Source organism: Bradyrhizobium xenonodulans, assembly GCF_027594865.1.
GTDB lineage: Bacteria > Pseudomonadota > Alphaproteobacteria > Rhizobiales > Xanthobacteraceae > Bradyrhizobium > Bradyrhizobium xenonodulans.
The window spans coordinates 1,060,482-1,074,723 of the sequence record NZ_CP089391.1 but is presented as its reverse complement, the minus strand read 5'-3'; the positions used below and the strand labels follow the sequence as shown (position 1 = coordinate 1,074,723).

The window sequence follows — 14,242 nt, the reverse complement described above, 5'->3', positions numbered from 1 at the left end:
AGAGGCCGGACAGCCGCCAAGGGGTGAAGAAGCCGAGGGGCTCTTCGGAAGTGCGGAAGTCGGAAGGCTCATAGCCGGAAGACGAAAGCAAACCCGGAGCGTCCAGCATCTCTCTCAAGAGGTGCCTTGTCGAAGGTGACTTCACTCTTTGCAACCGTGACTGGCAGCCGGAGGCGAACCGGCGCACCCCGCTCTCAACGGGGGACGCGACTTAAAGCAACGACGGATCGGGCTTTTTTGGTCTCTACCGGCATTCCACCGCCGGCGCGGGCTACTGAAAAGGCTTGTCCTTCATTGCCAGGTGTGCGGGCGGGAAACTCTCCCAACCAATCCACGGCAGCACAGTCTGGTTTGAGTCTTTTGGCCTCAACGCGCCTCCATCGCGCGATGTGGCCGGAGCGCTCTTATCCGACGTCACGTTGATGCGGATCCCGTCGCTGGGACCGTTGGAGAGTGCCATGACCGAACGTATCCAGGAGTTCCTGCGCAACCGCCGCAAGGATGGCCTCGACACCGAGCCGTGCCTCGTCGTCGACCTCGAGGTCGTGCGCGACAATTACCAGACCTTCGCCAAGGCGCTGCCCGACAGCCGCGTGTTCTACGCCGTCAAGGCGAACCCGGCACCGGAAGTGCTGTCGCTGCTCGCGTCCATGGGCTCCTGCTTCGACACCGCGACGGTCGCCGAGATCGAGATGGCGCTGGCTGCGGGTGCGACGCCCGACCGCATCTCCTTCGGCAACACGATCAAGAAGGAGCGCGACATCGCGCGCGCCTTCGCACTCGGCATCCGGCTGTTCGCGGTGGACTGCGTCCCCGAGGTCGAGAAAATCGCCCGTGCCGCCCCCGGCGCGAAGGTGTTCTGCCGCATCCTCTATGACTGCGCCGGCGCCGAGTGGCCGCTGTCGCGCAAGTTCGGCTGCGACCCGGAAATGGCCGTCGACGTGCTCGACGTCGCCAAGCGCCTGGGCCTGGAGCCGTGCGGCATCTCCTTCCATGTCGGCTCGCAGCAACGCAAGGTGAAGGCATGGGACCGTGCGCTGGCGATGGCCTCGCAGGTGTTCCGCGACTGCGCCGAGCGCGGCATCAACCTCTCCATGGTCAACATGGGCGGTGGCTTCCCGACCAAGTATCTGAAGGACGTGCCGCCGGTCCTGACCTACGGCCGCTCGATCTTCCGCGCGCTGCGCAAGCACTTCGGCAACCAGATTCCGGAGACCATCATCGAGCCGGGCCGCGGCATGGTGGGCAACGCCGGCATCATCGAATCCGAGGTCGTGCTCATCTCGAAGAAGAGCGACGAGGACGAGGTGCGCTGGGTGTACCTGGACATCGGCAAGTTCGGCGGTCTCGCCGAGACCATGGACGAGTCGATCCGCTACGCCATCCGCACCGCCCATGACGGCGCGGACATGACGCCGTGCGTGCTCGCAGGCCCGACCTGCGACAGCGCCGACGTGCTGTACGAGAAGAGCCCGTATCCGCTTCCCGTCACGCTCGAGATCGGCGACAAGCTGCTGATCGAAGGCACCGGGGCCTATACGTCGACCTACTCGGCGGTGGCGTTCAACGGCATCCCGCCGCTGAAGACGTATCACATCTGATTTGCCTCTTGTCTGAGGCCTGACGAACCCGGGAGCCGGCTTGCCGGCTCCTCCCTGACATTTCCGATTTCTGACGACGTCTTGGACAGGCGTGCTCTCCGCACGACGGTTCAAGCGGGGACTGACGCGCCATGACTGCTTTTCGGAAGCCACAGATCTCCCTCACTTCGAAAGCCGCTCCGTTCGCGATCCGTGCGGAACGTGCTGTCGACGTCGCCGCCCGTGAAGCGCTGCTGGATGCCTGCTTTGGCGAGAACCGCCATGACCGCACCTGTCAGCGCCTGCGCGACGGACGCCTGCCGGCCGCAGGGCTTGCCCTGTCGGCCGTGCGTGAGGGGACACTCGTGGGAACCGTGCGGCTGTGGCACGTCAGCGCCGGAGGCAGGCCCGCTCTGGTCCTCGGACCGCTGGCGGTGGACCCTGCCTTCCGCGAGCTCGGGATCGGCGCCGCGCTGATGCAACAAGCGCTGGCCGCCGCCCGGGCGCGCGGGCATGACGCCGTGATCCTGCTCGGCGATGCGCCCTACTACGCCCGCTTCGGCTTCACCGGCGAGAAGACCGGCGCACTGTCGCTGCCTGGCCCGTTCGAACGCGACCGCCTGCTGGCGGTCGAATTCACCGGCGGCGCGCTCGACGGCGCCGAGGGGATGATCGTCCCGACCGGCGCGGCGCTTTCCAAACGGAGGGTCCTTCGCGCCCTCCAGGCGCACGCGGCTTAAGGAATTGCCATGATGGTGACGACCGGAGCCGCGTTAAGCGGCAGCGTCCGGCCGCGCCTGCGTTAGCCCTGCTGCTTTGGGGTTGCGCGAGCCCCAGAAACGCCCTTTAACCCCTCGAAATTCCCCCTTCAGTCGAGGCCCACGAACATGTCCCGTCGCCTGATCTCCACCGGCTCTCCCCTCGAGAAGACCGTCGGCTACAGCCGCGCCGTGATCGACGGCGACTTCGCCTTTGTCGCGGGAACCACCGGCTATGACTACACGACGATGACGATGCCTTCAGATGTCACGAGCCAGTCACGCAACTGCTTCAAGACCATCGCAGCCGCCCTGAAGGAGGGCGGATTTGAGATGGCCGATATCGTCCGTGCGACCTACTACGTCACCGACGCCAGCTACATCGATGCCCACTTCGCCGTCTGCGGCGAGGTTCTCGGCGACATCAGGCCGGCTGCGACCTTGCTGGTCGTCAGCGCCCTCGCCAAGCCCGAGATGAAGGTCGAGATCGAAGTCACCGCCAAGCGCCGCAGCGTCTGAAAAGCGCCGCAGCGCCTGATCCACCCCTCACCCTTTGTCCGCCAGAACTTTTCCGGAGAAACCATCCATGAGCCCTCCCTCGCAGATCTACGCGAAGATCACCGGTCCCATCGTCATGGTCGGCTTCGGCTCCATCGGCAAAGGCACGCTGCCGATGATCGAGCGGCATCTCGATTACGACAAGTCGCGCGTCACCGTGATCGATCCCAAGGACGAGGGCCGCAAGGCGCATTGCGAGAAGCAGAATGTGCGCTTCATCCAGAAGGCCGTGACAAAAGACAATTATCGCGACTTGCTGACTCCGCTTCTCACCGAAGGCGGCGGCCAGGGCTTTTGCGTCAATCTCTCGGTCGACACCGGCTCCACCGACATCATGGAGCTCTGCAACGAGCTCGGCGCGCTCTATATCGACACCGTCAACGAGCCGTGGCTCGGCTTCTATTTCGATTCCTCGAAGGGCCCGGAAGCGCGCTCCAACTACGCGCTTCGCGAGGTGACGCTGGCCGCCAAGAAGGCGCGGCCTAAGGGCTCGACGACGGCCGTCTCCTGCTGTGGCGCCAATCCCGGCATGGTCTCCTTCTTCGTCAAGCAGGCGCTGCTCAATGTCGCCGCTGATCTGAAGCTCAATGCCCCCAGGCCGAAGACCAAGGCCGAATGGGCCGACCTGATGCGGCAGGCCGGCATCAAGGGCATCCACATCGCCGAACGCGACACCCAGCGCTCCAAGACGCCGAAAGAGCCTGATGTCTTCGTCAACACCTGGTCGGTGGAAGGCTTCCTGTCAGAAGGCGTGCAGCCGTCCGAGCTCGGCTGGGGCACCCATGAGAAATGGATGCCCGAGAATGCGCGCACCCACGAAGCCGGCTGCGGCGCTGCCATCTATCTGATGCAGCCCGGCGCCAACACGCGCGTGCGCACCTGGTGCCCGACCCGCGGCGCGCAATATGGCTTCCTCGTCACCCACAACGAGTCGATCTCGATCTCCGATTACTTCACCGTGCGCGACGCATCGGGCAAGGCGGTCTATCGGCCGACCTGCCACTATGCCTATCATCCGGCCGACGATGCCGTGCTGTCCCTGCACGAAATGTTCGGCCGCGCCGCCAAGATGCAGGAGAAGCATCACATCCTCGACGAGAACGAGATCGTCGACGGCATCGACGAACTCGGTGTGCTGCTGTTCGGCCATGACAACAACGCCTATTGGTACGGCTCGCAGCTCTCGATCGAAGAGACCCGCAGGCTCGCGCCGTATCAGAACGCCACCGGCTTGCAAGTGACCTCCGCCGTGCTCGGCGGCATGGTGTGGGCGCTGGAAAACCCGAACGAAGGCATCGTCGAAGCCGACGAGATGGATTTCGATCGCCTGCTGGAAATCCAGCTGCCCTATCTCGGCCCGGTGAAGGGTTTTTATACCGACTGGACGCCGCTGACGGATCGCCCGGGGCTGTTCCCGGAAGACATCGACACCAGCGATCCCTGGCAGTTCCGGAATATCCTGGTGCGGTGAGCGTTTGCCGTCCCACACACCACTGTCATGCCCCGGCTTGACCGGGGCATCCAGGGCGGATTCAACCGCTCGTCGCAACACCCTGAACAAGGAGGTTGCGATGGAGAGCCGTGCGCGAGCAAGTCGTCCTCAAGAGGCCCGACGAGAGGATTGTAGACGGTTCTGGGCTGCGATTGCCTCGGGGCGATCGAGCGAAGATGCTGCGGTTGAGGCCGGGGTATCGCCTTCGGTTGGAGTGCGCTGGTTCCGGAGGGCGGGCGGCATGCCGCCAACACATTTGTCACCGTCGTCAAGGCTTCCATCGGAGCGCTATCTCTCGTTCGCCGAGCGCGAGGAGATCGCCATCTTGCGTGTGCAGGGTCATGGGGTGCGAGCCATCGCTCGTCAGCTTGATCGAGCTCCCTGCACGATCTCTCGTGAACTCCGTCGTAATGTGGCGCGCCGCCACGGCGCCCCACAGTACCGAGCAACCACGGCACAATGGCACGCTGATCGGTCCGCCCGACGGCCCAAGCCGGCGAAGTTGGCGATCAATCCGCCCCTGCGGGATTACGTGCAGGACAGGCTTGCCGGTATGATCGCCAAGCCGGACGGGGAGCTCCTGGCTGGCCCGAAGGTCGTGTGGAAGGGACGCCGGGCTGTGCATCGGCAAAACCGGCGCTGGGCCAGGGCATGGAGCCCGGAACAGATTTCTCGGCGACTTCGGCTGGACTTTCCCGAGGATGAGACGATGCGCATCAGTCACGAGGCGATCTATCAGGCACTTTATGTGCAGGGTCGAGGAGCTTTGCGCCGCGAACTGACGGCCTGCTTGCGCACCGGGCGGGTGTTGCGGATGCCGAGGGCGCGCGTCCGCAAAGGCAGAAGCTTCATTCCTTCCGAGATCATGATCAGTCAACGTCCGGCGGAAGCCGCCGATCGAGCTGTGCCGGGCCACTGGGAAGGTGATCTCATTATGGGTCTTGGAAGTTCCGCGATCGGCACCTTGGTGGAGCGCACGACCCGCTTTACCATTCTGCTGCATCTGCCGCGTATCACAGGCCATGAACAGGAAGCTCGCGTGAAGAACGGACCTGCACTCGCCGGACATGGCGCTGAGGCAGTGCGCGACGCCATCACCCGCGCAATCGTCAGCATGCCCGAACAGCTGCGTCGATCGCTGACCTGGGATCAAGGAGCTGAACTGGCTCAGCATGCACGCCTGAGGATCGATGCAGGCCTGCAGGTCTACTTCTGTGACCCTCATAGCCCATGGCAGCGCGGCACCAACGAGAACACAAATGGGTTGCTGCGCCAGTACTTTCCAAAAGGGACCGATCTTAGCCTGCACAACTCTGGTGATCTCGAGGCCGTGGCTCTCGCACTCAACACCAGGCCCAGGAAAACCCTCGGCTGGAAAACACCGGCCGAAACTCTCGACCAATTGCTACAAGTGAACGATACACAGGGTGTTGCGACGAGCGGTTGAATCCGCCCAGTACGCTGCGGCTTCTCGGCCGATCACGAGTGCCTCTGGAATAATGGATCACCCGCTTTCGCGGGTGATGACACCGGAGTGCGTGGAGAGAACCTACTTCTCCTTGATCGGCGGCGCGATCTTCTCGGCAGGGGCCGGCGGCAATGCCGGTTTTGCCGCGCCCGCCGCGCCTTGCGTCTGCGGATCGGGACGCGCAGGCTCCGGCGCCGGCGTGGTTGGCCGATCGCCGCCGGGCTTGGATTCCGCGGGGGTCTTGCCCTGATCGTCGGACGGCGCGCCCTGGAGCGGTGCCGTCGTCTGCGCCATCTGCGTCCGGCTCTCGGCGCGGATTTGCGCGAGCGATAGGCCTGTCACCACCACGCCTGTGGCGAACATCGAACAGGCGATCATCAGATCCAGTTTCAGTCTGCGCTTGTCATTGCCGGTCATGTCGATCACCGCATTTGTCCGCGGAATCAACGAACTCATACGATTGCGGTTCCGTGCCGGAGGTGCTGGAACCCCACGTTCGTGCGCCAGAACGCCGCGCTCACTCCGTCGTGCTGACTTCCCAGGTGGCGTGGCGCACGCCCGGCAGATGCTGGAGGTCGGTCGCGACCACATTCAGCTCGTTCGGATCGACCGCAGTCGCCACCAGCTTTGCGACGATCTCGATCAAATCGTCCCCGGTCTCGACCACGTCGATATCGGCCACCGGATACTTTGCGCCCTCGAGTTTCTCGACGAGCCGGTCACGCATGTCGGGCACGGCATCCGCCGCGACCGCGAGCTTGAAGTAGTAGGTTGCCTCCAGGGCCTTCTCGTTCAGCGGAATGCGGTTGATGGCATTGACCAGCGGGCGCAACATGGTGTTGCCGGCAATGACGAACACGGTCAGCGCGGCCGCCTGCGCGACCATGTCGGCCCCGGCGCAGGAGCCGACCGCGGCAGAGGCCCATAATGTCGCGGCGGTGTTGAGCCCGCGCACATCCATGCCCTGCTTCATGATGACGCCGGCGCCGAGGAAGCCGATGCCGGAGACGACATAGGAAATCACCCGGACCGCGCCGTCGGCGCCGGTCAGGTGCATGGCGAGATCGACGAACGCGGCGGCGCCGACAGCGACCAGCACATTGGTGCGCAGGCCTGCGGTGCGCTGGCGATACTGCCGCTCGGCGCCGATCAGCGTGCCCAGCACGAAGGCCGTGGTCAGGCTGACCAGCGTGTCCGCGAAGTCAGCAATCTGGAAGGTCGTCAGAAACCGCATGGATGTGAGCTGCCGTAGGGTGGGCAAAGCGAAGCGTGCCCACGACTTCCGTCAACACAAACAGATCGTGGGCGTGGCGCAAGGGCGCCTTTGCCCACCCTACGACTTGAAGGATGACAGATTAAAGCTCCAGCAGGCCGCCATCCCCATTTTCGTCGGCGAACGCCAGCAGCGTGCCCTTGGCGTTCCAGGCGATCGCGGCCACCGGCGGCGTGCCGTTGCGGCGGACCAAAATTTCCGCGCCGTCCTCGAGCCGCACCATCAGCACGGTGCCGTCGCTGTAGCCGGCGGCGAGAATGTCATTTTTCGGATGGCAGGCGACCACGGAGACGCGCGCCTGAAGCGGCGCGAGCATTGCGGGCTCCTTGCCCATCGGGCCGTCCTTGCTGCCGAACGGCCAGATGATGACGGTGTCGGCGCCCGAGGTCGCCAGCCCCTTGCCGCCCGCGCTCCAGGACATCGAGCGGACGCGGCCGGGATAGCCGGTCATGCGCATGTGCCTGTTATCGGCGAGCCGCCAGCCGTGCAGCGCCGCCTCGTGCATCGTGGTGACCAGGAACTTGTTGTCCGGACTAAAGGAGACGCCGAGATGCGAGCCGGCCCAGGGCAGGAATTCGGCCGATCCCTCCATGTTCGGAAACCACAGCGTGGCGCCATTGTAATGCGCGATCGCGAGCCGCAGCCCCTTCGGCGCGAAGGCAAGGCCGCCGACGGTCGAGGGCACCTCGAGCGATTTCTCCTCGGCCTTGCCGCTCTTGACGGTCGCGGTCTTGCCGGCCGACCAGGCGAAGGCGCCGTCGGCGTGCAGCGCCACCGCGTCGATCCAGCGCCGCTTCGGATCGGTGGCGAGCAGCGTCACCTCACCCTTGGCGTCGAGCGAGACGACCTTGCCGTCGTCGCCGCCCATCATGAGGCGCTTGCCGTCGGAGGCGGTCGAGAGAATGCCGCCGCTATGCACGGCGACCGTGCTGATCTCGCCCTTGGCGTCGACGAACGCGACGTTCTCCTCACCGCCGACGAAGGCGGCGCGGGGCCCGAGGAAATGCACCGAGGTCACGCCCATGCCGAGCGCAACCGGCTTGACGCGGTCGGTGACGGAGACGATCGAAGCGGAATCGGGGGCCGGCGTAAATTCTTTCATCACGCGACGATGCAGCTCTCAAAGCCCTCGCGAATGGCCTTTTCCGGCAATTCGCGGCCGATGAAGACGAGGCGGCTCTCGCGCGGCTCGCCGTCCTTCCACTTCCGCTGGTGGTTGCCCTCCAGCATCATGTGGACGCCCTGGAAGACGTAGCGGTCGTCGTCGTCGTGGAAGGCGAGGATGCCCTTGGAGCGCAGGATCTTGCCGCCTTCAACCTGCACCAGGTTCTGGAGCCAGGGCATGAACACGTTCGGATCGAGCGGCTTGTCGGTCTTGAGCGAGAGCGACTGCATGTCCTCGTCGTGATAATGCTTCAGGCCGTGGCCGTGATCATGGTGGTGGTGATGATCGTGGTCGTGATGATCATGGTCGTGGTCATGATCATCGGCATTCAGGAAGTCCGGCTCGATGTCGAGGATGCGGTCGAGATCGAAAGCGCCGCGGTCGAGCACGTCGGCGAGCGCCACCGAGCAGCGCTCGGTGCGATGGAGTTTCGCATAAGGGTTGATGCCGCGGATGCGGGCCTCGACCTCGGCAAGCTCGGGCTTGGTGACGAGATCGGTCTTGTTCAGCACGATGACATCGGCAAAGGCGATCTGGTTCTTGGCCTCGGGCGCATCCTTCAAACGGTCGGACAGCCATTTGGCGTCGGCGACCGTGACCACCGCATCGAGGCGCGCGTTCTTCTGCACGTCCTCGTCGACGAAGAAGGTCTGGGCGACCGGCGCAGGATCGGCAAGGCCGGTGGTCTCGACGATGATGGCGTCGAACTTGCCCTTGCGTTTCATCAAGCCGTCCATGATGCGGACGAGGTCGCCGCGCACGGTGCAGCAGATGCAACCGTTGTTCATCTCGAACACTTCCTCATCGGCGCCGATGATGAGGTCGTTGTCGATGCCGATCTCGCCGAACTCGTTGACGATGACGGCGTATTTCTTGCCGTGGTTTTCCGACAGGATGCGGTTCAAGAGCGTGGTCTTGCCGGCACCGAGATAGCCGGTCAGGACGGTCACGGGAATTTTCTGGGCAGTCGCTTCAGACATAACAACTCCGGACTTCGGGCTTTTCGCGCGACGCGAGGCGGGGTGGCCCCTGCCCTAATGGTCAAGCGCGCTGGTCAGGGCCTTTATATTGTGCCTGACCATATCAATGTAAGTGGGTGCAGGCCCCTTTTCGCCGGTCAAGCCGTCCGAAATCAAGGTCCCGCCGACTTTTGCGCCGGTCTCGGCCGCGATCCGCCGGATCAGCCGGTCGTCGCTAATATTTTCCAGAAATACCGCCGGGATTTTTTGGGCCTTGATCTGGCCGATGATGGCCGCGATGTCCCGCGCGCTAGGCTCGGTTTCGGTCGAGACGCCCAGGGGGGCCACGAACTGGACGCCGTACTCGGCGGCGAAATAGCCGAAGGCGTCGTGGGTCGAGATCACCTTGCGCCGTTCCAGGGGTATTTTAGACACGGCGTCGCGGACCTCGCGGTCCAGCGTTTCGAGCTTTTCCAGATAAGCGTTGGCCTGGGCGCGAAAGAACTCCGCGTCATCGGGAGCGGACGCGGCCAGCGCATTGGCGATGTCGGTCACGTAGACCCTGGCATTGGGGACGGACTGCCAGGCATGGGGATCGGCGGCGGAGCTGAGTTTCAGCGGCGCGATGCCGACGCTCGCGGTCACCACCTGCGCCTTGCTGCCTGCGGACTGCACGAGGCGCGGCAGCCAGCCCTCGAGGCCAAGGCCGTTGACGATGACGAGCTTTGCCTCCGCGATCCGCTTCGCATCGCCAGGCGCCGGCGCATAGACGTGGACGTCGCTGTCAGCGCCGACCAGCGTGGTCAGGTTGATCCTGTCACCACCGACATTGCGGACGAAATCGGCCAGGATCGAGAAGCTCGCGACGACATTGAGCCGCTCCGCGGCATGCAGCGGCGAGGCGATCATCAGCAGGACGGAGAGCAGAAGGAAGCGCATCGCCCGTCACGCTTCCAGATGCCGGCCGGGAAACAGCTGCCGGACGATCCCGCCGACGCGGCCGAACAGAACGGAGACGATATAGATCACGGTCGCCACGAGAATGATCGCCGGGCCCGACGGCACGCGGGTCTGGAACGACAGCACAAGACCGGCATAGCCCGAGAGAGCGGCGGCGGCGACCGCGATACAGATCATGACGGTGAGATCGCGCGACCAGAACCGTGCAATGCCCGCCGGCAGGATCATCAGGCCAACCGCGAGCAATGTGCCGAGCGCCTGAAAGCCGTTGACGAGGTTGATGACGACGAGCGCGAGAAAGGCGAGATGCGCGGGGCCGCCGGCGCGGCTGACGGTGCGCAGGAACAGGGGATCGACGCTCTCGATTACCAACGGGCGGTAGATCACTGCGAGCACGAGCAGCGTCACGGTGGCATTGAAGGCCACAACCAGCAGCGTCTGGTCGTCCATCGCGAGGATGTTGCCGAACAGCACGTGCAACAGGTCGATATTGGTGCCCTTGATCGAGACGATGGTGACGCCCAGCGCCAGCGAGGCCAGATAGAAGGTCGCGAGCGAAGCATCCTCCTTCAGCCCGGTCGAGCGCGCGACGACGCCGGCGAGGATCGCCACGGCAAAGCCGGCAATCAGGCCGCCGGCCGTCATCGCGAACAAATTGAGGCCTGACAGCAGGAAGCCGACCGCCGCGCCGGGCAGGATCGCATGCGCCATGGCATCGCCGACGAGACTCATCCGCCGCAGCATCAGAAATACGCCGATCGGCGCGCCCGCAAGCGACAGCGCGATCACGGCGGCAAGCGCCCGCCGCATGAACTCGAATTCGGTGAACGGACCGATCAGCGCGTCATGGATCATCGGAGATCACGCCGCCCGCGAGCGGGAATCGTCGGCCGCGCAGGCCGCCGCGCTGTCGTCGAAGGCTTCGCACATGCGCATCGCGACCAGCAGATTTTCCGGCGTCAGCACCTCAGCCGTCGGCCCCCACGCCACGGGACCGCGCGCCAGCACCAGCGTCTCGCTGAAATGGTTGCGCACCATCTCCATGTCGTGGAGCGCGGCGAGCACGGTGCGGCCCTCGCCATGCCAGTGCTTCACCAGCGCGAGCAGGTCAGTCGTGGTCTTGCTGTCGATGGCGTTGAAGGGCTCGTCGAGCACGATCAGGCGCGCATCCTGGAGCAGCACGCGTGCGAACAGCACGCGCTGCATCTGGCCGCCCGAGAGCGTGCCGATCGGCCGGTTCTCGAAGCCATTGAGACCCACGGACGCGATCGCGCGAAGAATCTTTTCGCGCGCGGCCTTGCCGATGCCGCCGAACAGGCCGGCGTCGCGCCACAGCCCGGTGCCGACGAAATCGAACACCGAGATCGGGAAGCTGCGGTCGATTTCCGCGCTCTGCGGCAGATAGGCGATATCCCTGCTGTCGAGCCCGCCGAGATGAATGCTGCCGTCAAGCGGGCGGAGAATGCCGACGATGCCGCGCAGCAGCGTCGACTTGCCGGCGCCGTTCGGGCCGATCACGGCGACCAGCGCACCGGCTGCGACTTCGCCGTTGAGGTGGTGCACGGCCGGATGGCGATCATAGCCGAGCGTGACGTTGTGAAATGCCAGCTGTGCCATGGTCACCTCATCGCCAGCCAGACGATGCCCCAGAGCACGGCGCAGACGGCCATCGCGGCCGACAGGCGGGCCGCCAAGGTCATGCGCAGGATCGACCAGGGCGCGTCTTGGGCGGGATGCGGCGAGGCAGCATCGTGGACATGGGCGTGGGTGTGGTCGTGCCCGTGCGAATGCTCATGGTCGTGGGAATGACCGTGGGAGTGGTCATGCGCATGGTCGTGATGATGGGCGTGGGACGCGGCGGGAACCATGCCAAGGACGTTATATTATAACATTACGCCTGTCCACGGCCGGCTCAAGGCTTGCCGATCACCATCGCGATGGCGGCCGCCACGAACGGGAACGGGATCGAGACGGCGCAACGGAACCAGACGAAGCGGGCCGGCATGAACGGGATTTCCCACAAAATCACCCGCTGGAAGGCGAACAGCGCCCAGGCGACGACATAGGCGACCACCTGCGGCACCCCGCCGCCGGACTTCAGCGCCACCGTCCCAATGGAGAAGCCGATCACCGGGCCGCCGGGCGTGGCGGCACCGGCGACCACGGCGGTCGCAACACCGGGCCAGCCGCTGTTCGGGCCGAGCCAGCCGGTGATCACCTCCTGCGGGATGATGGCGGCGATGTAGCCGGAGCCGATCACGCCCAGCGCGATCCGCGGCACGATGTTGATGAAGTCCATCGAGCCTTCGCGCAGCGAGGCCTTGAACACGGGAGGGCCGCGGCGGAAGGCGATCAGGCCGACGCCGAACACCGAGCCCCACAGCAGGATGTCGATGAAAAGCGCCGCGCTCAACTCTCGTCGTCCTTCGCGGCTTGTGTCGGATAGAGCCGTACATAGACGAAGCGGCCGAGCGCGCCGGCGAGCACCGGCAGCGGCAGCGAGATCAGGATCCGCCACAGTGTGAAATCGGTGCCCATGATCGGGATTTCCCAGGCCACCGCACGGCCATAACCGATCAGGGTCCAGCTCACGACCATCGCGATCGTCGCGCCGAAATCGGCACCGACCGCGAGCAGTGCGCTCGCCACCGGATAGGCGGTGAAGGGGCCGCCGGGCAGGATCGCGCCGAAGGCGGTGCCGATCAAAAGCCCCTTCAGACCCGATTTCGGCCCCAGCGAGCGCGAGACTTTTTCGTGCGGCAGGATTTCGGAGATGAACGCCCCGAGCAGGCAGCCGGCGAGCACGCGCGGCAGGATGCCGCCGAACAGCGAGAGGTCGTGGGTCAGGATGTCGAGAACGCCGCCGGTGCCGTCACGCCGCCAGACCAGCGCCGCGCTCACCGCCACCAAGGCTGCGATGATGATGGTCGACCAGCCGATCGGCTTGCGCACGCGCCCCGGCCGCGGCTCGGACTCCGCGTCCTCGGCAGGCGCAGGACTTTTCGGGGAAGGTTCTGACAACGGGTGTGGGGCGGCTCGAGGGTGATGCCCATCCTGATTAAGGGCGCCGACGACGCCATGCAAACGGAACGATGACAGACCCATGCGCGCGCCGCGCAGGGCAATTCCGCACAGCAAAAAGGCGGCCGCGCGCGCGACCGCCTTTTCGATTCCGTCATCCCGGAGCGGCAAAAGCCGAATCCGAAATGTGTGAGGCCTCAGGCCTTGTCGAACAGGGACTCGACGTATTCCCAGTTCACGAGGTTCTCGACGAACGCCTTCAGATAGTCCGGACGGCGGTTGCGATAGTCGATGTAGTAGGAGTGCTCCCAGACGTCGCAGCCGAGGATCGGCGTGGCGCCGTGCACCAGCGGGTTCTCGCCGTTCGGGGTCTTGGAGATCTCGAGCTTGCCGTTCTTGACCTGGAGCCAGCACCAGCCCGAGCCGAACTGGCCGACGCCGGCCGCCTGGAAGTCAGTCTTGAACTTCTCGAAGCCGCCGAGGTCCTCGTTGATCTTCTTCTCGAGCTTGCCCGGCAGCTTGGTGCCGCCGCCATTGGGCTTCATCCAGCTCCAGAAGTGGATGTGATTGTAGTGCTGACCGGCGTTGTTGAACACCGCGGGGTTCTTGCCGAACGAGCCCTTGACGATCTCCTCAAGGGATTTGCCTTCCCATTCGGTGCCCTTGAGCGCGTTGTTGCCGTTGGTGACGTAGGCCTGATGATGCTTGTCGTGGTGGAATTCCAGCGTCTCCTTCGACATGAACTGGCCGAGGGCGTCATAGGCGTAAGGGAGGGGGGGCAGCGTAAAGGTCATGGGATGTTGTCCGCGACTGATGGGGAACTGGCTTAACGGGGACTCTTATAGAAGGTTCCGCCGCCGTTAAATACCGCCAATTTGCGCAAATGCGTGATGAGCTGGCGGGGCCTGATTGCACAAAATCATCTCAGCAAGCGGCGGTCGGTCAAGCGGACGGTTCGCCGCAAAATATCATTGCCTTTGAGGCGCTTATGACAGAACGAATGCGCTA

Annotated in this window: 16 protein-coding genes; 5 read left to right on the top strand and 11 right to left on the bottom strand. The window is 64.6% G+C overall.

Annotated features, from left to right (window positions below; translation table 11 throughout):
• The first annotated feature begins 458 nt into the window (after positions 1-458).
• The 5 genes from I3J27_RS05090 (at position 459) to I3J27_RS05070 (ending at position 5,835) form a co-directional block, all read left to right on the top strand.
• The gene (locus I3J27_RS05090) at positions 459-1,601 is read left to right on the top strand and encodes a type III PLP-dependent enzyme (protein WP_270165969.1); all 1,143 of its coding nucleotides are present in this window, start codon (positions 459-461) and stop codon (positions 1,599-1,601) included.
• A 131-nt stretch (positions 1,602-1,732) separates the two neighbouring features.
• Positions 1,733-2,320, top strand: coding sequence for a GNAT family N-acetyltransferase (locus I3J27_RS05085; protein WP_270165967.1), 588 nt, complete (start codon positions 1,733-1,735; stop codon positions 2,318-2,320).
• Between the two features lie 147 nt (positions 2,321-2,467).
• Positions 2,468-2,857 (top strand): RidA family protein, encoded by a 390-nt coding sequence (locus tag I3J27_RS05080; RefSeq protein ID WP_270165965.1) that lies wholly within the window; start codon positions 2,468-2,470, stop codon positions 2,855-2,857.
• Between the two features lie 67 nt (positions 2,858-2,924).
• Positions 2,925-4,367 carry a homospermidine synthase gene (locus I3J27_RS05075; RefSeq protein WP_270165963.1) on the top strand — a complete coding sequence of 481 codons (1,443 nt, stop codon included), beginning with the start codon at positions 2,925-2,927 and terminating at the stop codon, positions 4,365-4,367.
• A gap of 100 nt (positions 4,368-4,467) precedes the next feature.
• Entirely contained in the window at positions 4,468-5,835 is a 1,368-nt protein-coding gene (locus I3J27_RS05070) for an IS30 family transposase (protein WP_270160737.1), read from the top strand.
• A gap of 102 nt (positions 5,836-5,937) precedes the next feature.
• Here the strand turns inward: I3J27_RS05070 and I3J27_RS05065 are convergent, their stop codons facing one another.
• The 11 genes from I3J27_RS05065 to I3J27_RS05015 all read right to left on the bottom strand — a co-directional run bounded on the left by I3J27_RS05065 (position 5,938) and on the right by I3J27_RS05015 (position 14,028).
• Positions 5,938-6,312: a hypothetical protein gene (locus tag I3J27_RS05065; protein WP_370691938.1), complete on the bottom strand. Its 375-nt coding sequence runs from the start codon at positions 6,310-6,312 to the stop codon at positions 5,938-5,940.
• A 61-nt stretch (positions 6,313-6,373) separates the two neighbouring features.
• Entirely contained in the window at positions 6,374-7,090 is a 717-nt protein-coding gene (locus tag I3J27_RS05060; protein WP_270165957.1) for an MgtC/SapB family protein, read from the bottom strand.
• Positions 7,091-7,211: 121 nt separating this feature from the next.
• Positions 7,212-8,231, bottom strand: coding sequence for a WD40 repeat domain-containing protein (locus I3J27_RS05055; protein ID WP_270172564.1), 1,020 nt, complete (start codon positions 8,229-8,231; stop codon positions 7,212-7,214).
• Positions 8,231-9,274, bottom strand: a complete 1,044-nt coding sequence (locus tag I3J27_RS05050) for a CobW family GTP-binding protein (protein ID WP_270165954.1) — start codon at positions 9,272-9,274, stop codon at positions 8,231-8,233. The genes I3J27_RS05055 and I3J27_RS05050 overlap by 1 nt, the downstream gene beginning before the upstream one ends.
• A 54-nt stretch (positions 9,275-9,328) precedes the next feature.
• Positions 9,329-10,192 carry a metal ABC transporter substrate-binding protein gene (locus I3J27_RS05045; protein ID WP_270165952.1) on the bottom strand — a complete coding sequence of 288 codons (864 nt, stop codon included), beginning with the start codon at positions 10,190-10,192 and terminating at the stop codon, positions 9,329-9,331.
• A gap of 6 nt (positions 10,193-10,198) precedes the next feature.
• A complete protein-coding gene (locus I3J27_RS05040; protein WP_270165946.1) occupies positions 10,199-11,068 on the bottom strand; it encodes a metal ABC transporter permease in 870 nt (289 codons plus the stop codon).
• A 6-nt stretch (positions 11,069-11,074) separates the two neighbouring features.
• Positions 11,075-11,830, bottom strand: a complete 756-nt coding sequence (locus I3J27_RS05035) for a metal ABC transporter ATP-binding protein (RefSeq protein ID WP_270165944.1) — start codon at positions 11,828-11,830, stop codon at positions 11,075-11,077.
• Between the two features lie 2 nt (positions 11,831-11,832).
• The gene (locus I3J27_RS05030; protein WP_270165942.1) at positions 11,833-12,081 is read right to left on the bottom strand and encodes a hypothetical protein; all 249 of its coding nucleotides are present in this window, start codon (positions 12,079-12,081) and stop codon (positions 11,833-11,835) included.
• A 44-nt stretch (positions 12,082-12,125) separates the two neighbouring features.
• On the bottom strand, positions 12,126-12,626 hold the full coding sequence (locus I3J27_RS05025) for a hypothetical protein (RefSeq protein ID WP_270165940.1): 501 nt from the start codon (positions 12,624-12,626) through the stop codon (positions 12,126-12,128).
• Positions 12,623-13,234, bottom strand: a complete 612-nt coding sequence (locus I3J27_RS05020; protein WP_270165938.1) for a permease — start codon at positions 13,232-13,234, stop codon at positions 12,623-12,625. Before I3J27_RS05020 ends, I3J27_RS05025 begins: the two co-directional genes overlap by 4 nt.
• A gap of 197 nt (positions 13,235-13,431) precedes the next feature.
• Positions 13,432-14,028: a superoxide dismutase gene (locus tag I3J27_RS05015; protein ID WP_014491764.1), complete on the bottom strand. Its 597-nt coding sequence runs from the start codon at positions 14,026-14,028 to the stop codon at positions 13,432-13,434.
• Between the last annotated feature and the right edge of the window lie 214 nt (positions 14,029-14,242).